The sequence below is a fragment of the Acidimicrobiales bacterium genome, from assembly GCA_035316325.1.
Taxonomy (GTDB): Bacteria; Actinomycetota; Acidimicrobiia; order Acidimicrobiales; family VFJN01; genus DASXTK01.
Map to the genome: position 1 here is coordinate 1 of DATHJB010000002.1, position 22322 is coordinate 22322.

Below are 22322 nucleotides of genomic sequence, written 5' to 3' on the forward strand. Positions count from 1 at the left end.
TCGAACCCACGCGCTTCGGCTTAAAAGGCCGCTGCTCTGCCAGCTGAGCTACACCCCCCGGAAGGGTCGGCCGTCCATGGTAGGAGGCGGTTCCACGAACGAACGACCACGCCTGGGTGAACCCGGCGTGACCACCCACCAGGTGTCGCACAGCGCGCTACGAGTCTTAACAAGAACGCGTGGTAAGGCTCGTTACCTCAGAGTAGGGTGCCGGTCGCTGAGGTCATGGGGCCGGACAGGCCCATCTGTTGGGCGGCCCATGGGGCAGAAGGGAAGCAGGGGGATATGAAGCGGCTTGTTGTACTGGCTGTTGCGGTGATCGGCCTTGCGGCAGCATCGCCGGCGGCAGCGACCGAATACCCACCCGGTGACGACCTGATCACCGTCAGCGACGCCACCCCGTGCCCCGGGCAGGCCTTCACGGTCGAGGCCTCCACGTTCGTGCCGGGCACCACCGTCACGGTCACGTTGCTGCCCGATGCCGTGCTCGGCACCCCGGTGGCCGACGAGAACGGCGTCGTGACGCTCGACGTCACGCTGTCCGCCACCCAGGCGCTGGGCGAGGCGACCATCGAGGCCGAGGGCGCCGGTGAGGGCGACGTGCTGGTCCTGACCTCCACGGTCGACGTGGTGTCCTGCGACGAGGTGGCTCCGACCACCACTCCCCCGGTCACCACGCCGGGCGGTGGCGGCGGTGGCGACCTGCCCAACACCGGCTCCGACTCGACGATGACGCTGCTCAAGGTCGGCGGTGGGCTCGCCGCCATCGGTGGCGTGCTCGTGGCGCTGGCGGCCAGCCGCCGTCGCCGCGGCGCCCCGGCCGTCTGATCCATCGTCTCGAACGACAACGCAAGAGGCCCGGCACACCTACGGGGGTGCCGGGCCTCTTGGCGTTTTCGACCTCCGCTCGGCCGGGTCAGCCGGTGACCTGCTCCTTCGCCCAGCGGTAGTCGGCCTTCCCGGCGGGGCTGCGCTCGATGTGGTCGAGGAACAGCACGTCCTTCGGCAGCTTGTAGCGGGCGATGGAGCGGCCGGCGTGGTCGACGATGTCCTCGGCCGTCGCGGTGGCGCCGTCGGACAGCGTGACCAGCGCCACGACCTCCTGGCCCCAGCGCTCGCTGGGCCGGCCGACCACCACCACGTCGTGCACTGCCGCGTGGCCGGCGATCGCCCGCTCGACCTCCTCGGCGAAGATCTTCTCGCCGCCCGAGTTGATGGTGACCGAGTCGCGCCCGAGCAGCTCGACCTCGCCGCTCTCCAGGTGGCGCGCCCGGTCGCCCGGCACCGCGTAGCGGACGCCGTCGATCACCGGGAAGGTGCGGCCGGTCTTCTCGGCGTCGCGGAAGTAGCCGAGGGGGACCCAGCCCTCCTGCGCCAGCCAGCCCAGGCCCTCGTGGCCGGGGCCGAGGAGCTTGGTGAGGTCCTCGCTGACCACGACCGTGCCCGGCCCGGGGTTGAAGCGCCCGGTCGACACCGCACCGGCGGCCGACAGGTGGCTCATCTGCGCCCCCGTCTCCGACGACCCCACGGAGTCCGACACGAACACGTTCGGCATCTGCGCCAGCAGGCGCTCCTTGATGGTCGGCGTGAGCGCGGCCCCGCCGTTGCCGACGGCGACGATCGAGCTGGTGTCGTAGTCGCCCCGCTCGAGCTCCTCCACCAGGGGGCGGGCGACGGCGTCGCCGACCGTGGTGACGGTGGTGGCGCGCTCGCGCTCGACCGTGCGCCACACGTCGACCGGGTCGAGCCGCCGGGTGTTCTCCTGGAAGACGATGGTGTTGCCGCCGTTGAGCCCGATGAACGTGGCCCACTGCGCGGCGCCGTGCATGAGCGGCGGCAGCGGCATGAACTTGAGCGGCGACTCCAGCCCCGTGGCGGTGGCGGCGATCTCCTCGTACGACTCGACCGGCTGCCAGGTGAACAGGTTCCGACCGCCCATGCACGACATGAACACGTCGTGCTGGCGCCACAGCACGCCCTTGGGCATGCCCGTGGTGCCGCCGGTGTAGAGGATGTAGAGGTCGTCGGGCGAGGGCTCGACGCCGGCCAGGTCGGGCTCGGTGGCGGCGATCACGCTCTCGTAGTCGACGGCGCCGGGGAGCAGCTCGTTGCCGGACTCGTCGGCCACCTGGACCAGCACGTCGAGGCCCGGGACCTTGTCGCGCACGGCGGCCAGGACCGGGGCGAAGGTGGCGTGGTACACGAGGCCGCGGCAGCGGGCGTTGTCGAGCAGGTAGAGCAGCTCGTCGGTGACGTAGCGGTAGTTGACGTTGAACGGGCCGACCCGCGACTGGAAGGTCGCCAGCATCGTCTCGAGGTACTCGTTGCCGTTGTAGAGGTAGATGCCGACGTGGTCCTGGCCCGACTCGTGACCGGCGAGCTCGGCGCGCTCGGTGTGGACGCCCAGGCCGCGGGAGCGCAGGTAGGTCGCCAGGCGGCGCGAGCGGTCGGCCAGGTCGGCGAAGCTCCAGCGCCGGTCGCTCCAGACCAGGGCGTCGCGGTCCGGCACGGCCGCAGCGACGGTGTCGAAGACCTTCGCCAGGTTGAACTGCGTATCGCCCATCGGCGTTCCCCCTCGTACGAAATCTGATGGAGCGTCAGAAACCGTAGTCGTCAGGGCGACATGGCCACGAGCGCGGCGAAGGGCCCCGGCGCGAAGCACGGGGCCCTTCGGCAGAACAACGTACCCGGCTAGCGGTTACCGCCCACGGGTTGCGGTAGGAACTGCCCGGCTATCACCCCGCCGTAACCGATGACGCCGAGGATGGCGCCGATCGCGGGGCTGAGGTCGAACCCGTCACCGCTGGCCAGCATCGCCAGCACGTGCCAGACGAGGAACAGGCCGGCAGCTCCGGCGGCGATGATCGAAGCCTGCGGGATCTTGGCCAGAGCCGGCAGCTTCGCGGCTGCGGCGACCGCACCGACGACCACCACCACGGCGAGCAGGCGGCCGAAGCCGGCGTACGACTTGAGCGCCCCGGGGGCGCCCTCCTCGTTGAAGTCGCCGAGGGGGGCCGACTCGCTGGTCGTGCCACCGAACTCGCCCAGGTCGACCGACGCCTTGAGGAAGTCGAGGGCGAACATCGAGGCGAGCACCAGCAGGGCGCCGATGCCGGCGACGATGAGGCCGATCGTGGGCGAGAAGCTGGCGCCCGAGCCGTAGGCGGGCGCCTGCTGGCCGTAGGCGTAGCCAGGCTGGCCGTAGCCCGGCTGCTGCGGCTGCTGGCCGTAGCCCTGCTGCCCGTAGCCCTGCTGCGGTGGCGGCTGCTGCTGGCCGTAGCCCTGCTGGCCGTAGCCCTGGCCCGACGGCGTCTGGCCGTAGTTCTGGGGGGCGTAGTTCTCGCCCGACGACTGCGCCTGGCCGTAGCCGGCGTCGGCCTGGCCGTAGCCCTGGCCCGAGGTCTGCTGCTGGCCGTAGCCGGCCTGCTGCTGAGCGCCGTAGCCAGCGGCCTGCGGCTGCTGGTTGGTCGGATCGGTGCTGCGGTTGCCGGCGGCGTCGACCACGTGCTCGGACCACTGGGTGCCGTCGTGGTACCTCTGCGAGAACCGGCCGGACGGGTCCGCGTACCAGCCGGGGGTGACCTGAGACATCGCGAGCTGCTCCTGTTTCCGTAAAGAGTCCGCCGAGTGTGAGCGACCCTAGCCCCCAACACGGCGTAGTCGATAGGTCACGTTCTCGCAGGTGCGCGCGGCGGTCACCCCCACACTCACTGCACGGGGTGGACCCTCGAGCGGCAACCGTAGGCTCCCCAGCCGATGCCGCAGTACCTGCCCATGAAGGCGACCACCGCGCGGTTGCCGGAGGGCGCCGACTGGACCTATGAGCTCAAGTGGGACGGCATGCGCGCGCTGTCGGAGGTGCGCGGCGGGGAGCTGCGCATCTGGTCGTCGAACGCCAAGGACGCGACCGTGTCGTACCCGGAGCTGGCCGTGCTCGCCGACGCGTTCCCCCTCGACGTGGTGCTCGACGGCGAGATCGTGGCGCTCGACGAGGCGGGGCACCCCAGCTTCGGGCGCCTCCAGAACCGCATGCACATCACGTCGCCGGCCGAAGCCGCCCGCCGGGCCGCCGACGTGCCGGTCGAGCTGGTGCTGTTCGACGTGCTGCAGGTGGGCGACCGACCCACGATCGGGCTCCCGCTCAGCGACCGGCGCACGGTGCTGCGGTCCCTGGCCGACGACCTCCCGCCCGGCGTGCAGGTGGCGGGGGTGTTCGACGACGGCCCGGGCCTGCTCGCCGCCGCCGCCCACCAGGGGCTCGAAGGGGTGATCGCCAAGCGGGCCGGCTCGGTGTACCGGCCGGGGAAGCGCACGGCCGACTGGGTGAAGGTGAAGGTGCAGCGGCGCCAGGAGCTGGTGGTCGGCGGTTGGGCCGAGGGCCAGGGCGAGCGCGCCGGCACCTTCGGGGCTCTGCTGGTCGGCTACCACGACACGTCGGTGCCGGAGCGGCCCCTGCGCTACGCCGGCCGTGTCGGCACCGGCTTCACCGGGGCGACGCTGGCCGAGCTGCGCACGACGCTGGCCGAGCTGGCCACCGACCAGTGCCCGTTCACGCCGTCCCCGCCGCACCTGCGCTCCCGTGACGCCCACTGGGTGCGGCCGGAGCTGGTGGCCGAGATCGGCTTCGGGAACTGGACCGACGAGGGGCTGCTGCGCCACCCCGTGTACCTGGGGTTGCGCAACGACGTCGACCCCGAACGGGTCGTGCGCGAGCCGTCGCCGTGACGGCGGGCAGGGCCGCCGCCGCTACGCAACCACCCCGCTTCCGACACGGGCGGTGGGCGCCGTAGGCTCCGATGCTGCGTGGAGCGCAATGACGGGGACTCCGTTCGGTTGACCGTGCCGGCGACGTCGGCGGCTGTGCGCATCGCCCGCGTCGGCGCGGCGGGGCTCGGCACCCGGTTGGGCTTCACGTTCAGCGAGGTGGAGGAGCTGCGCCTGGCGGTGGGCGAGGCGGCCGCCCAGCTGTGCGACGCCGGGCCCGAGTCGAGCCTGGTCGTCTCCTACGACATCGAGCCGAACGGCCTCCGGGTGACGCTCGCGCTCGACGGCGGCGCGGTCGTCCCGGCGTTCTCCGACCTGGCGGCCACCGTGCTCGACACCGTGGTCGACGAGTGGTCGCTCGACCCCGGCAAGTCGTCGGTCACCCTGCGCAAGGCCCCGGCCGACCACGACGACTAGCGGCGTCCCGGTTCAGCGACCGGTGTGGCCGAAGCCGCCGGTGCCGCGCTGCGACGGCGGCAGCGTCTCGACCACCGTGAACTCGGCCTGCTCCACCCGCTGGATCACCAGCTGGGCGATGCGGTCGCCCCGGCCGACCTCGTAGTCGGCGTCCGGGTCGGTGTTGACGAGCAGCACCTTCAGCTCGTCGCGGTAGCCGCTGTCGATCAGGCCTGGGGAGTTCAGGCAGGTGACGCCGTGGCGCAGCGCCAGCCCGCTGCGGGGCTGCACGAACCCGGCGTACCCCTCCGGCAGCGCGAGGGCCACACCGGTCGGCACGAGCGCCCGGCCCCCACCCCGCCGCAACCGCACGCCCTCCCTGGCGACCAGGTCGGCCCCGGCGTCGCCCTCCCGCGCGTACCCGGGCAACGGCAGTTCGGGATCGAGCACCAGCAACGGAACGGTCAGCACCCCGTGGTTCGTCAGCACCCCGCCATTGTGGTGCCGTGAGAACGCACGACTTGGAATAGGGTCCCTATGTGCTCGTGTGGATGGATCTCGAGATGACCGGGCTGGAACCCGCGAGGCACGTGATCGTGGAGATCGCCACGTTGGTCACCGACGACGAGCTCCAGATCGTCGCCAGCGGGCCCGACCTGGTGATCCACCAGCCGGCCGAGGCGCTCGCCGCCATGGAGCCGGTGGTGCGGGACATGCACACCCGCAGCGGGCTGCTCGAGGCGATCACCGCGTCGACGGTCACGCTGGAGGCCGCCGGCAAGGCCACCCTCGACTTCATCCGGACCCACGTGCCCGAGCCGCGCACGGTGCCGCTGTGCGGCAACTCCATCGGCACCGACCGCCGCTTCCTGGCCAGCTACCTGCCCGACATCGAGAACCACCTGCACTACAGGTCGGTCGACGTGTCGACGATCAAGGAGCTGGCCCGGCGCTGGTACCCCTCGGTGATCGACTCGGTACCCAAGAAGGCGACCACGCACCGGGCCCTCGACGACATCCTCGAGAGCGTCTCGGAGCTGCGCTTCTACCGGGAGAAGCTGTTCGTCCCGGTGACTGCACCACAAGTTTGAGGAAACACCTCTAATATTCCTTTGACGCAGTTGCCGCCCGTGTGGTGGCATCGCCTGCGAATGGCTGGATGACCCCCGAGGATGGAATCAGGACGATGACTCGCAGCACCCTTCAACCGAGCCTCACGGCCGGTGCTGCGCGTCCTGGGACCGACCGGGAGCGCGTAGCCCCCGCCCTGACGTTTGGTACGTCCCACGCCGGTTCCGGCGCGTTCGACTGCATTACGTCGATCGGCGCCGACCAGGCGTGGATGCAGGTGTGGAACCTCGACGCCAAGCCGGCGTACCCGGTCGCCCACACCGACCGAACCACTCCACGGCCTTTGGAGCGCTCACCCTGAGAAGGGAAAGAGCGCAAGGAACCTCCGAAGGCCGTCGGGACAACCCGGCGGCCTTTTCTGATTCTTGGACCCGATTCCGCATGCGCACCGAAACCTCACAGAAAAACGGAACCCAGCGAGGGGGAAGGGCAATGATCGCCCAGCTCACCAGACCCAACGACGAACGAGACGAAGCACCCGACAGTCCCACCGGCGACGAGCTGGACTGGGCCGACGAGAACCCCATCTCGCCCGAGCTCGCCGCCACCGAGCACGGCTGGTGGGCCCATGCCCGCTGCAACGACGGCGGGGGTCAGCTCAACGAGCTGTTCTTCAGCGACGAGCTGCAGGACATCGCTCGGGCCAAGCACATCTGCGCCACGTGCCCGGCCCTGATCCCCTGCCTCGAGGGCGCCCTGGAGCGGCGTGAGCCGTGGGGCGTCTGGGGTGGTCAGCTCTTCCTCAACGGGAAGATCCTGGCCAGCAAGCGGCGTCGGGGTCGGCCCCCGAAGCACGCCCGCCCCGAGGACCAGCTCCCGGACATCCCCATCCCGGAGCACCTGCAGGACGTGGCGGTGGTCCGCATCGCCTAGCGGAACCGCCACTCAGGTCGCGGGCCGATGGTGCAGCCCCTCCCCCCTGCGCACCATCGGCCCGCCAGGCCGGTAGCCATCAGGCCGATCGGCGCGGGGAGAGCCGTCACCAGGCGCAACTGCCACCGGCCGAGGCTCTAAATCGGCCGGAGGCGGCGGCGTCAGCCGCCTTGCCGCAGGCACTAGGAAGCGGGTCCGGTGGTTGCGTCGAGCAGCCGCCGGGCCCTCCGGCCCAGGTCGCCGAGGTCGACCCGGCCGGCCTCGGCCGCCTTGGCCAGGCGCTCCGCCAGGTCGAGGGCGTCGTCCAGGATGGGGACCTGGGCCGCGGCGTCCTGGCCCATGTCGTGGAGGATCGTGCGCTCGGTGCGGGAGGCGACGATCGGCTCGGTGATCCCCTCGACCCACACCCGGGTGCGTCGCCCGTCGCCGCGCTCACCGCCCCGGAGCGGCTCCAGGGCGTAGATGCGGTCGACCCGGGCGAACTTGCCGAATCCGAGGGAGACCATGCGGGGCTCGGCGGCCATGCAGGAAGTATCCCCGCACGAACGACCGTTCCCACGTTCCGACGTGAGATCGTCACGCTCCCGCGTGAGCGTGGGCGTCAGCGGGGTTCGTCGCCCCGGAGGGTCACCCGCTGGATCACCCGGTGCTCGTCGCCGAAGTCGCCGACGACCGCGTGCTGCGTGGCCCGGTTGTCCCAGAAGCCGATGTCGCCCTGGCTCCAGTGGTAGCGCACCGTGTGCTCCGGCTTCACCGCGTGGGTGTAGAGGAAGGCGAGCAGCGCGTCGCTCTCGGCCCGGTCGAGCTCCTTGATGTGCGACGTGAAGCCGGGGTTCACGAACAGGGTCTTGGCGCCGGTCTCCGGGTGCGTGCGCACGACCGGGTGCTCGACCGGCTCCAGCTTCAGCAGCTTCTCGCCCTCCCAGCGGCCCTCGCCCACGAGGTCGAGGATGCCCTTGAACTGGTCGCGGCCGTCGTGCACCGCGGTGAGTGTCTCGAGGAAGGCCTGCAGCGCCGGGCTGAGCGACGCGTACGCCGCCTGCTGGTCGGAGAACAGGGTGTCGCCGCCCGCCTCCGGCACCACGACGGCCCGCAGGATCGACCCGAGCGGCGGCCGCGGCACGAAGGTGACGTCGGTGTGCCAGGCGATGCCCCGGTAGCGGGTGCTGACGTCGCCGTAGGTGGAGTAGAGGTCGCGGGCCGCGGTGTAGTCGATCTGGAACACCTCGGGGTGGCCGTCGAGGCCCGGGATGACCGGGTGCCCCTCGGTCGGCTCGCCGAAGCGGGAGGCGAACGCCAGGTGCTCGGCCGGCTCCAGGTGCTGCTCGGGGAAGAACACCACCTTGCGCTCGAGCCACACCCGGCGGACGGCGGCGACGGTCGCGTCGTCGAGGTGGCGCACGTCGAGACCGCGGATGACCGCGCCGATCGTGCCGGACAGCGGGACGACGTCGAGCTCGACGTCGATCTCGGTGATGGTCACAGGTTCCCTCCCAGGGGTGATGGCTCTTCGACTCCGAGCTCGGTGAGCAGGCGCGCCCGCAGGACGACGAACCGGTCGTCGCTGCGGAGGCGGGGCGTGGGCACGTCGACGGGCACGTCGAGCGAGATGTGGCCGTCGGTGAGGACGAGCACCCGGTCGGCCAGCAGGATCGCCTCGTCGACGTCGTGGGTCACCAGCAGCACCGCCGGGCGGTGCCGGGCGCACAGCTCCTGCACCAGCGCGTGCATGCGCAGGCGGGTCAGGGCATCGAGCGCCCCGAAGGGCTCGTCGAGCAGCAGCAGGTCGGGGGCCCGCACCAGCGCCCGGGCCAGCGCGGCCCGCTGCCCCTCGCCGCCCGACAGCGTCTTGGGCCAGTCGTGCTCGTGGCCGGACAGCCCGACCTCGGCGATCGCGGCGCGCCCGCGGGCCTCGGCGTCGTCGCCCCGCAGCCCGAGCACGACGTTGCCGAGCACCGACATCCATGGGAGCAGTCGGGCGTCCTGGAAGCCGACGGCCCGTCGCACCGGCACGTGGGCGTCGCCCGCGGCCCCGCTGTCGAGCCCCGCGAGGATCCGCAGCAGCGTGGTCTTGCCCGACCCGCTCCGGCCCAGCAGCGCCACGAACTCGCCCGTGGCGATCTCGAGGTCGATGCCGCGCAGCACCGCCCGGTCGCCGAAGTCGCGGCGCAGCGCGTGGGTCAGCGTCCCGGTTGCCACCGCAGGAGCCTTCCTTCCAGGGCGCGGACGACGGCGTCCGACACCAGGCCGAGCACGGCGTAGACCACCAGGCAGACCACGATGACGTCGGTCTGGAAGAACGTCTGGGCCCGCACCATCAGGTAGCCGATGCCGCTGCTGGCGTTGATCTGCTCGGCGAACACCAGCAGCAGCCAGGCGACGCCGGTCGCCATCCGCAGGCCGACCAGGAAGCCGGCCCGGGCGCCGGGCAGCACCACCCGGCGGAGGCGGTCGAAGCGGCCGAGGCCGAGGACGGTCGCCAGCTCCAGGTGCCCCGGGTCGATCGCCCGCACCGCGGCGCTGGTGTTGACGTAGATCGGGAAGGCGACGCCCAGCACGATCATGGTGATCTTCGTGGTCTCGCCGACGCCCAGCCACACGATCAGCAGCGGCTGGAGGCCGAGGATCGGCACGAAGCGCAGCATCTGCATGTTGGCGTCGACCACGTCGTCGCCGACCCGGGACAGCCCGGCCACGAGCGCCAGCGCCGTGCCCAGCGGGATGCCGAGGCCCAGGCCCCAGCCGACCCGCTGCAGCGACGCCCACAGTGCCTCGGCGAGGGTGCCGTCGCGGGCCAGGTCCCAGCCGACGGTCAGCACCGCGGACGGCGCCGCCAGGATGTCGGGCCGCAGCCACCCGGCCGCGGCCGCCAGCTCCCACAGGGCCAGCAGCAACGCCACGCCGGCCAGCCGCTCGACGCCCTTGGGGAGCCGTCGACGTCGGGCGTCCACCTCCCCGGCGGGGCGGGTGGGCAGGCGGATCAGCTCGGGGGCGGCGGGATGCAGGTCGACGAGGTCGGCCACCTCCACCACGTCGGTCTCGGGCGAGCGGAGGTCGGTCATCCGGACTGGGCCTCCTCGACGAGGTCGCGGAAGCGGACGTCGAACTCGGCGGACACGTCGACCGCCTCGGGGACCTGGCCGGCGGCGACGAACAGGTCGGCGAGCGCCTGCTGCTGGTCCTCGATGTCGCCGGGGAGCTCGATGAAGGAGCCGACGCCCTGGGCCTCCACGATCTCGGCGGCCCGCTCCGGCGTGAGGCCGTACTGGTCGACGTACACCGCCTGCGCCACCCCGTCGGGGTTCGCCCGCAGGTAGGTGAAGGCCCGCACCAGCCGGGCCGTGTAGTCGGCGAGCGCCGCGGTCTTGGCGTCGTCGGCGAGCGTGGCGGCGCTGGCGATGAGGAACGACGACCGGTCGGTGATCTCGTCGGCGCTGTCGACCACCGGGGCCGTCGGGTTGGACGCCAGGTAGACGCTGGTGAGGGGCTCCACCGAGATGGCGGAGTCGGCGGAGCCGCCCGACAGCGCCGAGCCGACCTGGGTGAGGGGCACGTCGACGGTGGTCACGTCGGCCGGGTCGACGCCGGCCGCGTCGAGTGCCTGCAGCAGCGCCGCCTCGGCCGCGGTGCCCCGCTGGTAGGCGACGCTCCTGCCCGCCAGGTCCTCCCAGCCCTGGATCTCCTCCTCGCCGGGTGCGGTGACCAGCCGGTAGGAGCCGTTCTCGCTGGCCCATCCGGCCACGGCGACGATGTCCTGCCCCTGGGCCTGGGCGAAGATCAGCGGCGTGCTGCCGACGAAGCCGGTGTCGACGGCCCCGCCCTGGAACGCCTGCAGCATCGGCGGCCCGCCCACGAACGACGAGTACTCGACCTCGTAGCCGAGGTCCTGGTCCTCCCCCGCCAGCGACAGGATGGTCTGGAGGTACTCGAGCTGGTCGCCGACGCGCAGCGTGGTGCCGGCGGGGATCGACTCGGGCACCGCGACCTGTTCGACGTCGGTGGCGGCGTCGGACGGCGTGTCGTCCTCGGGCCGCGTCGACGCCTCGTCGCTGCAGGCCGTCGCCAGCAACGACGCCGCCGTCAGGATCGCCCCCAGGAGCCCCAGCGTGGATCTGTTCCGCACACCCCGCCCTTTCCCTAAAAGATGATCAACTCGATCAACTTTACAGGGAACACGGGAAGCTGCAACTACTCCTCGGCTTGCGACCGCTGGAGGCTGGTTTGGTGGAGGCCGTACCAGACGTCGACGGTGTCGAGGCCGGCGGGCACCGCGACGAGCGTGAAGCTCCACTCGCCCGAGGTCGCGGCCTCCGAGCCGGGCAGCGGTTCAGGGACGGTGACGGGGAGGGCAGGGCTCGGCCGCGACACCACGGGCGTCACGCCGCTCGACACCGCAGCGGCGTACCAGGTGTCGCCCACCACGAACCCGGTGGACAAAGAGCTGCCGAAGGCGACGTCCGCCGGGCAGATGCGGGTGCCGCCGGCAGGTTGCAGGCACAGGATGGCCATCGCGCTGGTGCCGCGCACCTCCAGGCGGGCGTCGCCCAGCTCGGCCGAGGCGACGAGATCCTGCCCACCGACCCGGTCCCGGACGGCCTCGCGCAGCTGCGTGAGCTCGCCGGCCGCGACGGCCTCCACGCTGTCGGCGACCCGCACCAGCGTGGCCCGGTCGACGGCGGTGGCGTTGGCGTCGACCCAGAGCCTCCGGCCGTCGGGCCAGTCGCGCCGCACGGTCCCGTAGCGGGGGTCGTACGACTCGAGGACACCGTCCTCACCGCGGTCCGCGTGGAGCCAGGTCCGCAGGTAGCTCGACGAGATGCCGCCCCCGGTGGCCGTCGTCGTGTGCACCTCCAGCTGCCGACCCTCCCCGGGGGCGAGGCTCAGAGCAGCGTCGAGGTAGAGGAACCGGGCGCTCAGCACCGTGCCCCCGGCGGGCGCCGGCGAGGTCTCGCCGAGGAGGTCCAGGTCACCACTCGACTGAGGCGCGAACCCGACCAGCCGATCGTCCGACCGCCACGTCAGCCCGTCGAGGAACGCGACGGTCTCCTCCAGGCCGATCCCGACGAACGACGCGCTGACGTTGACGTCGTCCTCGTACCAGCTGAGCGTCGACGTGGTGTCGGGGAACTCCTTCGCCGGCATCAGGTCAGCCTGGATGCCGCGCACGGTGGTGGGGCTCGCGCCGACAGGCAAGCCACCCTCGCCGTACTGGATCCACACGTGCACGGCACCGTCGGCCGTGCCCCCGCCCCGGCCGAAGAGCTGTTCGAGGCCGATCCCGGCCGAATCCGAGGGCGACTGCTCCCAGGTCACGGCCCACAGGGTGAGGTCGTCGGGCGACCACGACGGTGCGAGCACCCCGTCCACGCCCGACTCCGCCTCCGTCGTCGTCGTCGAGGCCGCGGTGGAGGTCGTCCCGCCGTCGTCGGACCCCCGTCGGAGCGCGACGACCGCCGCGGCACCGAGCACCGCCACGACCGCGACGGCGGCGATGCCGAGGACCAGCCGGCCGCGCGACCGCGGGGTGAGCGACAGCGGCATCGCCTCGGCGGCACGGGTCACCGGGCGATCGGCGTCGAACGGGCCGGGACGCACTGTGACCTGGTCGGCCTTGGCCCGGAGGGTGGACCGGACACGTGTCGCCATGGGCTCTCTGCGGGGGCTCATCGACTCACCTCACGTCGTAGGTCGGCCAGCGCCCGGCGGGTGCGGCTGCGGACGGTCGCGGCGGAGCAACCGAGGAGCTCGGCGATGGCGCGGTGCGACAGGTCCTCGTAGAACCGCAGGACGAGGACGGTCTGCCGCTCCTGCCGGAGCCGCCCGATCGCCGTCCAGGTCTCGTCCAGCTCGGGCTCCCCAAGGGCGCCGGGGTCGAACGTCCCGGCCAGCCGGCGCCGCTCCAGGTCCTGCCGGCGCTGCCACGTGATCGCCATCCGCACCACCGCCGTGCGCAGCCAGCCGGCCGGGGTCACCACCGCGTCGAAGTACTCGTAGAGGCGCACGAAAGCGTCCTGCGTCAGCTCCTCGGCGACCTCACGGGAGCGCACCAGCAGGTACGCGAGCCGGGTGACCGCCTCGTACTCCTCCTCGTAGACGACCTCGAACGAGACCTCGGGCACCGGTGCCCGCCTGTCGAGCAGCATCAGCGCCCCCTTGCTCCCGACGTCGCCATCATCATGAAAGACGACGAGCTCGGGTGTTGCGTGCCCAGATTCCTGTCGGCCGGGGCCGGGTCGGTACCGTCGGGGGATGGTGTCCCGCCGGGTCCCCCGTCCGGTGTTGGTGGGCGCTACCGTGCTGGTGGTCGCCGCGGTGGTCGCGCTCGTGGCGTTCCGGGGCGAGGCCGACGACGGCCCGTCGCCCGACGAGGTGCGCGCCGTCGAGCTGGGCGCGCTCGGCGACGGCGCCCCTGTCCGGCTGGGCGACCTGCTCACCGACGGACCGGTGGTGGTCAACTTCTTCGCCGAGTGGTGCCAGCCGTGCCGACAGGAGATGCCCGCCTTCGAGCGCGTCCACCAGGAGCGGGGCGACGACGTGACCATCGTCGGCGTCTCGATCGACCACCAGGCCCGCCGCGGGCTGGAGGTGGTCGACGAGACCGGTGTCACCTACCCGACGTACGCCGACCCGACCGGCGAGGTGCTCGCGCTGTTCGAGGGCACCCAGATGCCGACCACCGTGTTCGTCAACCCCGACGGCTCGGTCGCCGCCACCCACATGAGGGAGCTCGAAGCGGACGACCTGCGGGCCGAGATCGACGAGCTGCTGGCGTGATCGCCTCGCTCGGCCCCGAGGGCTCCTTCGCCTGGTACCTGACGATCGGCATGGTGGCCACGGTGAACCCGTGCGGGTTCGCCATGCTGCCCGCCTACCTGTCGTACTTCATGGGCCTCGACAGCTCCGCCGACGACGCGCTGCACGACGCCGGCCTGCGCCGGGCGGCCCGTGTCGCCCTCGCCGTGTCGGCCGGCTTCCTGGCGGTGTTCGCCGTGGCAGGGACGCTGGTGAAGGCGTCGTCGCTGCCGGTCTACGAGTACGCGCCCTGGATCTCGGTGGTGATCGGCGTGAGCCTGGTCGCCCTCGGCGTCGCCATGCTCGCGGGCTGGGAGCCGACGCTCCGCTGGCTACCGGCACCGGGGGGCGGCACACGCAACGGCCAGCGGGAGCGCACCGTGCGGGCCATGTTCGTGTTCGGCGTGTCCTACGCCGTGGCCTCGATCGGCTGCACGCTGCCCACGTTCCTTGTCGCCGTGTCGGGGACGATGGAGCGCGAGTCGTTCGTCGACGGGGTGGTGGTGTTCGGCATCTACGCCCTGGGCATGGGCCTGGTGCTCACCGCGCTCACGGTGTCGATGGCGCTGGCCCGCACGTCGGTGCTGCGGCTGCTGCGCTCCGCCCAGCCCTACATCCACTCGATCTCGGCGGCGCTGGTGACGCTCGCCGGCGTGTACGTCGCCTACTTCGGGATCCTCGAGGTGCGCACCGACCGGGCCGACGGGCCGAACGTGCCGTCGTCGGGCGTGGTCGACGTGGTCACCGGCTGGTCGCAGGACGTCGCCGAGACGATCCGCTCGATCGGCGCCGTGGAGATCGGCGTCGCCGTCGCGGCCCTGCTGGGCCTCGGTCTCGCCTGGACCGCACGGCCCAGGCGAGACACGGAGCCCTGACGACGTCTCGTCAGTTCAGGTTGTGGTCGGACAGCCAGTCGGCGGCGATGTCCGCGGCGTCTTCCTTGTCGATGTCGTAGCGCTTGTTGAGGTCGGTGAGATCCGTGGTGGTCAGCTCGGCCGACACGCTGTCGAGCAGGGCGGCCAGGTCCGCGCCGTAGGCGTCGGACAGCTCCTGGGTCGCCACCGGCAGCACGTTGTCGGCGGCGAGCATCTGCTTGTCGTCCTCCAGGAGGACCCAGCCCTCGTCCGCGATGCGCCCGTCGGTGGAGAACAGCAGCGCCACGTCGATGGCGCCCTCCTCCAGCGACGTCGGGATCACGCCCGTGTCGAGCGGCGTGAAGTTGGGCGTCAGGTCGAGGCCGTAGACCTCCTGCAGGCCCGGGATGCAGAAGGCGTTCTCCTCGCAGTCCTGCGGCGCGCCGAGCGACAGGTCCTGGCCCTTCTCGGCCAGGTCGGACAGCGTCTCGATCCCCAGCTCGTCGGAGGTCTCCTGGGTGATCACGAACGCGTTGGTGTTGACGGCGTCCGACGGCTCGAACGCCACCAGCGCGGGGTCGTTGTCCTCCAGGAACGGCGTCAGCAGGTCGAACGTCGCCGCGGCATCGCTGGTGGCGACACCCGGCTCTCCACCAGCCTGCTCGTTGAGGAACTCGACCTCCGATGCCAGGTAGTCGGGTGCCAGGTTCACGTCGCCGCTCTCGAACGCGGCGAAGAGCAGGTCACGGAACCCGCCCAGCGACTGGGTGTCGGCCTGGAAGCCGTCGGCCTCGAGGGCCTGCTTGTAGATCTCGGCGAGGATGGCCGACTCGCCGAAGTCCTGGGCGCCGATCTGCACGGTCGGGCCCTCCCGATCGGCCGTGGCCGTGTCGTCGTCGTCGCCACACGCCGTGGCCACCAGGCCGAGCGCGAGCACGACGATGGCGGCGACCACCTTGCGCTGTCGTTTCATGGGGTCTGTCCCTCCACTTCTGGGTTGTCGAAAGAGCTCGGGCTGGCCCTCCGCCACGGCATCAGCCACCGCTGGGCCTGGGCGAAGAACCCGTCGGTCAGCAACGCCACCGCCGCGACCAGGATCGCCGCGGCCAGCAGCGGGCCCTTGTCGGACCGGGTGAACCCGGCGACGATCGGCGAGCCCAGGCAGCGGAAGCCGACCAGGGAGCCCAGCGTCGCGGTGGCGATGATCTGGACGGCGGAGATGCGCAGGCCGGTGAGGATCAGCGGCATCGCCACCGGCACCTCCACCTTCCGGACCAGCTCACCCGGCTGCATGCCCATCCCCTGTGCCGCCTCGAGGGCGTCGTCCGGCACGTCGCGGATGCCGGTGTAGGTGTTGGTGAAGATCGGGGGCACGGCCAGCAGCACCAGGGCCACCAGCGTCGGCCAGAAGCCGAGGCCGAAGCCCCAGCGCAGCGAGAACGGCAGCAGCAGGGCGATCACCGCGAACGACGGCACGGCCCGGCCGATGTTCACGATCGACACCGCCAGCAGCGCGCCCCGCTTGACGTGACCCAGCACGATCGCCGGCGGCAGCGCCACGACCACGGCGATCGCCAGCGACGCGAACGACAGCTGCAGGTGGGCCCACAGCAGCGACGGCAGGCCGTTGCGCCCGTGCCAGGCCGCGTCGGTGCCCAGGTAGTCCCACATCTGGCGCCAGGTCTCACCCACGGGCGCCCTCCCGGCTCACACCGGCGACCGACACGGCGCCGAGGGCGGGACGGCCGGGGTCGATCGGCACGACGCGCCGCGCCTTGCGGGCCCACGGCGTCGTCAGCCACTCGACCAGCACGAACAGCACGTCGAAGACGATCGCCAGCGCGACCGACAGCACGGTGCCCACCACCACCGGCGTGGAGAAGTCGCGGCTCAGGCCGTCGTTGATCAGGTCGCCGAAGCCGCCCTTGCCCACCAGCGCGGCGACCGTCACCAGGCCGACCGTGGTCACGGTGGCGATGCGCAGGCCGGCGACGATGGCGGGCACGGCCAGCGGCAGGTCGATGCGCAGCACCCGGCGCCAGCGCTCGTAGCCCATGCCGTCGGCCGCCTCCCGCACGTGCGCGGGCACGCCGTCGATGCCGGCGACGATGTTCCGCAGCAGGATCAGCAGCGTGTAGCCGACCAGGGCGATCTGGGCGGGCACGATGCCGAGGCCGGTGATCGGCACGAGGATGCCGAACAGCGCCAGGCTCGGGATCGAGTAGAGCACCGCACAGAACCCGGCCAGCGGGCCGTAGGTCCAGTGCCAGCGGGTGGCCAGCAGCGCCATGCCCATGGCCAGCACGAAGCCGAGGCCCACCGCGAGGACGGTGAGCTGGACGTGCTCGACCGCGGCCTCGCGGATCTCGTCGAGGTGGTCCCCGACCCAGCTCCAGCGCACCAGCGGCTCGTCGGCCGCGAGCAGCACGGGGGTCACCCGGTGATGCCCTCGGCCAGGTCGTCGACGGTGAGCATCCCCCGGTAGCGCTCGTCGTCCTCCACCACGACGGCGACCCGGGTCCGCGACGTGACGATGCCGTCGAGCGCGGCCTTGAGCGACGTGCCCGGCGGGAACACCGCCAGGAACGGCCTGGCCTCCACGGCGCCGACCGTCGGGTCGCCGTTGAGGTCGGCCGCACCGACCCAGCCGAGCAGCTTCCCGGCGTCGCGCACGCCCACCCAGTCGACGTTGTTCGCCGCCATCACCGCCCGGGCCCGGTCCGGCGTGGCGTCCAGGTCGACCACCGGCCCCTCCCGCAGCGCCACGTCGTCGACGGTCAGCAGCGAGAGGCGCTTGAGGCCGCGGTCGTCGCCCAGGAAGTCGGCGACGAACTCGTTCGCCGGCTTGCGCAACAGCTCCTCGGGCGTGCCGACCTGCGCCAGGATGCCGCCCATGTTCAGGATCACGACGCGGTCGGCCAGCTTGATGGCCTCGTCGATGTCGTGGGTGACGAACACGATGGTCTTGTGGACGGTCCGCTGGATGTGCAGCAGCTCGTCCTGCAGACGGGCGCGCACGATCGGGTCGACCGCCGAGTAGGGCTCGTCCATCAGCAGGATCGGCGGGTCGGCCGCCAGCGCCCGGGCCACGCCCACCCGCTGCTGCTGGCCGCCCGACAGCGCCGCCGGGTAGCGGCGCAGCAGGCCGCGGTCGAGGTCGAGCAGGCCCGCCAGCTCGTCGACCCGGGCGTCGATGCGATCGCGCTTCCAGCCCAGCAGCTCGGGGACGGTGGCGATGTTGTCGGCGACGCTGCGGTGCGGGAACAGGCCCGCCTGCTGGATCACGTAGCCGATCCCGCGGCGCAGCTCGTGGGCCGGCAGCGTGCGGGCGTCGACGCCGTGGATCCACACGGTGCCGCCGGTGGGCTCGACGAGCCGGTTGATCATCTTCAGCGTCGTGGTCTTGCCACAGCCGGAGGGGCCGACCAGCGCCACCAGCTCGCCGGTGGGGATCGACAGATCGAGCCGGTCGACTGCCGGTCTCGCCGCACCCGGGTACTCCTTCGAGAGCTGCTCGAGGCGAATGGCGACGTCTGGCGTGGCCGACATCGCTGGGACCCTACCCTCGCGTCACTCCGGTGCGGTCCAGTTCCCGACCCTGACCCTCGGAAATGCCGGCTATTCCGTGGGAAACCCAGCCGCGGCGGTCGGCCCAGACCAGCATCGGCGGCAGGATCACCAGAGCGCTCAGCAACGCCACGGTCACGTTCATGGCCACGACGATGCCGAAGTCGCGCAGCAGCGGCAGCGACGAGAAGGAGATCACCGCCACGCCGGCGATGGCCGTGCACGCCGAGACGATGAACGCCCGGCCGGTGTGCTCGGCGGTCACGTCGACGGCCTCCCGAGGGGCCAGGCCGCGGCGGCGCTCCTCCAGGTAGCGCAGCAGGATCAGCGACGTGAACTCGGTGCAGGCGGCGACGACGAGCGGGCCGCCGACCGCGGTCATCGGGCTGAGCTGCAGGTCGAACACCCACGCCACCAGCGACGCCGTGCCCACCGCGATCAGCACCGGCACCAGCGACAGCAGCGACCGCACGATGCTCTTGAGCCGCACCGCCAGGAAGATGCCGACGAAGCCGATCGCCAGGTAGGTGAGCAGGATGCGGTTGGACTCCAGGTTGTGGAGGAGGCCGACGCCCACCACCGCCAAGCCGGAGGGGGTGGCCTCGACGCCGGCCGGCGGGTCGATCTGGGCGCGGATCTCGTCCACGTACACCGCGGTGTCCTCCAGCGACCCTGCCGCGGTGCGGAAGATGAGGTTGAGGGCGCCGTCGTCGGGGCGGGCCGTGGCCTTCTGGATGTCCTCGGGGGCGACGGCGTAGGCGGCGGCCACGTCGTCGCCGGTGGGCGCCAGCGTCGACGCACCCGGGATGTCGAGCAGGAAGCTCACGGTCGTCACCACCGACGAGGCGGTGAGCAGCTCGTCGGGCCGGTTGGTCAGCTCCTCGCGGGCGAAGCCGTCGACGAACGCCACGGTCTCGTCGTCGAACGCGTCGTCGGACTGGACGAAGATGCCCAGCTCCGACGACGAGCCCGTCTCCGACTTGAGCGTGTCGATCTTGCGGATCACGTCGCTGTCCTGGTTGACCCAGCGCTCCGGGTCGGTCTGCAGGCTCAGGTCGTTCTCCACCGCCATGCCGCCGGCGAAGATCACCACGCTCGCCACCACCAGCCACAGCCCGATCCGGGAGGGCAGGCTTCCCAGCCACAGCACCAGGCGACCGAGCGGGCCCTCGGTGAAGTCGCGCCCCTTCGTCGGCGACCGGTACTCGCGGATGCCGAGGATCGAGAGCGGCATGATGATCGAGCAGAAGCAGATGGCGGCGATGCCGACCGCCAGCAGCAGGCCGAAGTCGCGGATCATCGGCACCTTGGCGAACTGCAGCGCCAGGAACGCGAACACCGCGTCGAACGTGACCACCAGCAGCGCGGGCCCGAGGTTGCGGGCCGTCTCCTGGATCGGGTGGTCCGCCCGGGCGACGATCACCTCCTCCTCGATCCGGGAGTGCATCTGGATCGCGTAGTCGATGCCCACGCCGAGCATCACCGGCAGCCCGGCGATGGTGACCACCGACAGCGGGATGCCCAGGTAGCCCGCCAGCCCGAAGGCCCACACCACGCCCACGAGGATCACCCCGAGGGGCAGCAGCCGCCAGCGCACGTCGAACAGCACCAGCAGGATCAGCACCATGATCGCCACCGCGATCGCGCCCAGCAGCAGCATGCCGCCGCGCAGGTAGTCGTTGAGCTGCTTCAGCAGCTCGGCGGCGCCGGTGGTGAGGACCGTGGCGTTCTGCATGTCCGCATCGGTGGCGTCGATCACGGCCTCGGCGGCGCGGCCCTCGTCTTCGAGCGAGGCGTTCCCGGTGAGCCGGCTGACCATCTGGGCGTGGCCTTCGTCGGGGAAGAACGGCAGCAGCGACTTGCGGACGTCCCCCTGGTTGTCGTGCAGGAGGAAGTCGACCCACTGGGGGTTGTCGAGCGTGTGCTCGCCCGCGACGGCGTTGATGCGCTGGAGCGTGGCGAGCCCGTCGGCGGTGCGGATCTGGGCCTTGGCGGGATCGGTCTCGCGGCCGGCGGCGCCCAGCAGGATCCCGCCGGCGACGCTGTCGGCCGGGTTGCCCGAGTCGCTCTGCACCAGGTTGTCGGTGAACTCGAGGGCGGTGAGGGGGCTCACCACGTCGAGGACGCCGCCGATGCCGCGCAGCTCCTTCTCCTGGGCGCGGAGGCGGGTGAGGTTGTCGGGCGTGAACAGGTCGAGCACCTGCTTGCCCTCGTCCATCGTGTAGAGCGTGACCATCGCCTGGCCACCGAACAGGCCCTGGTAGCGGACGTTGTCCTTGTAGACCTGCTCGTCCTTGTCGAGGTACGAGTCCTGGCCGGTGGCGAAGTCGAGGCGGGTGACCCCGAAGCCGAGCACCAGCGTGACGATGAGCCCGACCAGCGACACGACACCCGCGTGCTTGCCGAGGTTGAGGCCCAGCCAGGCCCAGAGACGCTGCATCTCTGGCGAAGCTACCGGTCAGTTGGCCGGTAGCTGCTCGATGCCTCCGAGATACGGGCGCAGCGCGTCGACCACCGCGATCCTGCCGTCGGCCTGGCGGTGGGTCTCCAGGTAGGCGGCCACCGTGCGGGGCCAACCCATCGCCGAGCCGTTCACCGTGTGGCACACCTCGTTCGACTTCGCCTTGCCGTCGGGGCCGGCCACCGGGCGGTAGCGGATGTTGGCGCGGCGGGCCTGGTAGTCGCCGAACCACGACACCGACGACACCTCGAGCCACATGTCGACGCCGGGCGCGTAGGCCTCGATGTCCCAGGTGCGGCGGGCCGAGTTGCCCAGGTCGCCGGTGCAGAGGTCGAGCACCCGGTAGGCCAGGCCCAGCGCCTGCAGGACCGCCTCGCTGCGGGCGAGCACGTCGTCCTGACAGGCGATGGCCGCCGGTTCGTCGGCGGCGAGGGCCAGCAGCTCGACCTTGTCGAACTCGTGGGTGCGGAGCAGGCCGCGGGTGTCCTTGCCGGCCGACCCGGCCTCGCGCCGGAAGCACGACGTGTGGGCCGTGTACCGCAGCGGGAGGGCGGCGCCGTCGAGCACCTCGTCGCGGTGCAGCGACGTGAGCGGCACCTCGGCGGTGGGGATGGCCCACAGGTCGTCGCGCTCGACGTGGTAGGCGTCGTCGTCGAACTTGGGGAGGTGGCCGGTCGAGATCATCGTCTCGGTGCGCACCAGCGTGGGCGGACGGATCTCCTCGTAGGCGTCGGCGTTGCGGTCGAGGCTGAACTGGATCATGGCCCGCAGCAGACGGGCGCCCCAGCCCCGGTACATCACGAACATCGAGCCCGAGATCTTGGTGGCCCGCTCGATGTCGAGGATGCCCAGCTCGGTGCCGATGTCCCAGTGGGGGACGCGCTGGTGCGCGGCGTAGGCGGCGGGGTCGTAGCCCTCGGTGCGGAGGACGACGTTGTCGGCCTCGGTGGCGCCGTCGGGGGCGGCGTCGCTGGGGAGGTTGGGGACGCGGAGCAGCAGCTGGCGGATCTCGTCGGCGAGGCGGTCGGCCTCGGCGGCCAGCGCCTTCTCCTGCTGGCCGAGCTCACGGCTCTCGGCCATCTTCGCCTCGGCCTCGGCGGTCTGGCCCTGGCCGCGGAGGCGCCCGACGTCCTTCGACACCGTCTTCACCTGCGCCCGCACGTCGTCGCGCTGCGCCGCCACCCGCCGCTGCTCGCCGTCGATCCCGACGATCCGGTCGATCGCCTCGGAGACGCCGGGGCCACGACGGTCGAGGGCGGTCTTGACCGCCTCGCTCTCCGAGCGGATCCGGCGTAGATCGAGCATCGGCCGAGCGTACCGGTGTCGTCTCCGCCGCTTCGACAGGGTTCCCGGCAGCCAGGGCGTGTCCTGTGGATCATGGCGCACGTCGTGCCGAGCCCCGAGGGCTGGGCCGTGGAGTCCTACCGGGCCAGCACCTGCTGACCCACCCCGGGTCGACCTCGAGTCCGGGTTGAGCTCTTACG

23 protein-coding genes are annotated in these 22322 nt (G+C 71.8%); 7 read left to right on the plus strand and 16 right to left on the minus strand.

All coding sequences use genetic code 11. The features are described from left to right. The first annotated feature begins 315 nt into the window (after nt 1–315). Nucleotides 316–828 carry an LPXTG cell wall anchor domain-containing protein gene (locus tag VK611_00075; GenBank protein ID HMG39684.1) on the plus strand — a complete coding sequence of 171 codons (513 nt, stop codon included), beginning with the start codon at nt 316–318 and terminating at the stop codon, nt 826–828. A gap of 88 nt (nt 829–916) precedes the next feature. Here the strand turns inward: VK611_00075 and VK611_00080 are convergent, their stop codons facing one another. Both VK611_00080 and VK611_00085 read right to left on the minus strand, forming a co-directional pair. Further along, nucleotides 917–2563, minus strand: coding sequence for an acyl-CoA synthetase (locus tag VK611_00080; protein ID HMG39685.1), 1647 nt, complete (start codon nt 2561–2563; stop codon nt 917–919). Nucleotides 2564–2691: 128 nt separating this feature from the next. Continuing rightward, entirely contained in the window at nt 2692–3591 is a 900-nt protein-coding gene (locus VK611_00085; protein ID HMG39686.1) for a DUF2510 domain-containing protein, read from the minus strand. 165 nt (nt 3592–3756) lie between these two features. On the opposite strand from VK611_00085, the gene ligD reads away from it, so the two are divergent. Beyond that, nucleotides 3757–4725 (plus strand): non-homologous end-joining DNA ligase, encoded by a 969-nt coding sequence (gene ligD, locus VK611_00090; GenBank protein ID HMG39687.1) that lies wholly within the window; start codon nt 3757–3759, stop codon nt 4723–4725. A 78-nt stretch (nt 4726–4803) separates the two neighbouring features. Further along, nucleotides 4804–5181, plus strand: a complete 378-nt coding sequence (locus VK611_00095) for a hypothetical protein (GenBank protein ID HMG39688.1) — start codon at nt 4804–4806, stop codon at nt 5179–5181. 12 nt (nt 5182–5193) lie between these two features. Here the strand turns inward: VK611_00095 and dut are convergent, their stop codons facing one another. After that, nucleotides 5194–5649 (minus strand): dUTP diphosphatase, encoded by a 456-nt coding sequence (dut, locus tag VK611_00100; GenBank protein ID HMG39689.1) that lies wholly within the window; start codon nt 5647–5649, stop codon nt 5194–5196. Between the two features lie 62 nt (nt 5650–5711). Here dut and orn point away from each other — a divergent pair, with 62 nt between their 5' ends. Both orn and VK611_00110 read left to right on the plus strand, forming a co-directional pair. Then, nucleotides 5712–6251 carry an oligoribonuclease gene (orn, locus tag VK611_00105; protein HMG39690.1) on the plus strand — a complete coding sequence of 180 codons (540 nt, stop codon included), beginning with the start codon at nt 5712–5714 and terminating at the stop codon, nt 6249–6251. A 472-nt stretch (nt 6252–6723) separates the two neighbouring features. Then, nucleotides 6724–7164 carry a WhiB family transcriptional regulator gene (locus tag VK611_00110; GenBank protein HMG39691.1) on the plus strand — a complete coding sequence of 147 codons (441 nt, stop codon included), beginning with the start codon at nt 6724–6726 and terminating at the stop codon, nt 7162–7164. A 182-nt stretch (nt 7165–7346) separates the two neighbouring features. Here VK611_00110 and VK611_00115 read toward each other — a convergent pair whose 3' ends face one another. The 7 genes from VK611_00115 to VK611_00145 form a co-directional block, all read right to left on the minus strand. Further along, complete coding sequence (locus VK611_00115) at nt 7347–7688, minus strand: hypothetical protein (GenBank protein HMG39692.1); 342 nt, start codon at nt 7686–7688, stop codon at nt 7347–7349. A gap of 77 nt (nt 7689–7765) precedes the next feature. Continuing rightward, entirely contained in the window at nt 7766–8647 is an 882-nt protein-coding gene (locus VK611_00120) for a TauD/TfdA family dioxygenase (GenBank protein HMG39693.1), read from the minus strand. Then, on the minus strand, nt 8644–9363 hold the full coding sequence (locus VK611_00125) for an ABC transporter ATP-binding protein (protein ID HMG39694.1): 720 nt from the start codon (nt 9361–9363) through the stop codon (nt 8644–8646). The genes VK611_00120 and VK611_00125 overlap by 4 nt, the downstream gene beginning before the upstream one ends. Then, nucleotides 9345–10226, minus strand: coding sequence for an ABC transporter permease (locus VK611_00130; protein HMG39695.1), 882 nt, complete (start codon nt 10224–10226; stop codon nt 9345–9347). Before VK611_00130 ends, VK611_00125 begins: the two co-directional genes overlap by 19 nt. Continuing rightward, nucleotides 10223–11287: an ABC transporter substrate-binding protein gene (locus VK611_00135; protein ID HMG39696.1), complete on the minus strand. Its 1065-nt coding sequence runs from the start codon at nt 11285–11287 to the stop codon at nt 10223–10225. The genes VK611_00130 and VK611_00135 overlap by 4 nt, the downstream gene beginning before the upstream one ends. Before the next feature lie 65 nt (nt 11288–11352). Then, nucleotides 11353–12831, minus strand: a complete 1479-nt coding sequence (locus tag VK611_00140) for a hypothetical protein (protein HMG39697.1) — start codon at nt 12829–12831, stop codon at nt 11353–11355. Then, on the minus strand, nt 12828–13307 hold the full coding sequence (locus VK611_00145; GenBank protein ID HMG39698.1) for a sigma-70 family RNA polymerase sigma factor: 480 nt from the start codon (nt 13305–13307) through the stop codon (nt 12828–12830). Before VK611_00145 ends, VK611_00140 begins: the two co-directional genes overlap by 4 nt. A 106-nt stretch (nt 13308–13413) precedes the next feature. Here VK611_00145 and VK611_00150 point away from each other — a divergent pair, with 106 nt between their 5' ends. Continuing rightward, nucleotides 13414–13938 (plus strand): TlpA disulfide reductase family protein, encoded by a 525-nt coding sequence (locus tag VK611_00150; GenBank protein ID HMG39699.1) that lies wholly within the window; start codon nt 13414–13416, stop codon nt 13936–13938. Continuing rightward, nucleotides 13935–14831, plus strand: a complete 897-nt coding sequence (locus VK611_00155) for a cytochrome c biogenesis protein CcdA (protein ID HMG39700.1) — start codon at nt 13935–13937, stop codon at nt 14829–14831. The genes VK611_00150 and VK611_00155 overlap by 4 nt, the downstream gene beginning before the upstream one ends. 10 nt (nt 14832–14841) lie before the next feature. On the opposite strand, the gene VK611_00160 is transcribed toward VK611_00155, so the two are convergent. From VK611_00160 to serS, 6 genes are read right to left on the minus strand one after another with little or no spacing between them, the layout of a single operon-like run. Further along, complete coding sequence (locus VK611_00160; GenBank protein ID HMG39701.1) at nt 14842–15783, minus strand: ABC transporter substrate-binding protein; 942 nt, start codon at nt 15781–15783, stop codon at nt 14842–14844. Further along, nucleotides 15780–16502 carry an ABC transporter permease gene (locus VK611_00165; GenBank protein HMG39702.1) on the minus strand — a complete coding sequence of 241 codons (723 nt, stop codon included), beginning with the start codon at nt 16500–16502 and terminating at the stop codon, nt 15780–15782. The genes VK611_00160 and VK611_00165 overlap by 4 nt, the downstream gene beginning before the upstream one ends. Then, entirely contained in the window at nt 16495–17247 is a 753-nt protein-coding gene (locus VK611_00170) for an ABC transporter permease (protein HMG39703.1), read from the minus strand. Before VK611_00170 ends, VK611_00165 begins: the two co-directional genes overlap by 8 nt. After that, nucleotides 17244–18359 (minus strand): ABC transporter ATP-binding protein, encoded by a 1116-nt coding sequence (locus VK611_00175; GenBank protein HMG39704.1) that lies wholly within the window; start codon nt 18357–18359, stop codon nt 17244–17246. The genes VK611_00170 and VK611_00175 overlap by 4 nt, the downstream gene beginning before the upstream one ends. Before the next feature lie 10 nt (nt 18360–18369). Beyond that, nucleotides 18370–20817 (minus strand): MMPL family transporter, encoded by a 2448-nt coding sequence (locus VK611_00180; protein ID HMG39705.1) that lies wholly within the window; start codon nt 20815–20817, stop codon nt 18370–18372. An 18-nt stretch (nt 20818–20835) separates the two neighbouring features. Further along, nucleotides 20836–22143, minus strand: a complete 1308-nt coding sequence (serS, locus tag VK611_00185) for a serine--tRNA ligase (protein ID HMG39706.1) — start codon at nt 22141–22143, stop codon at nt 20836–20838. Nucleotides 22144–22322 lie beyond the last annotated feature (179 nt).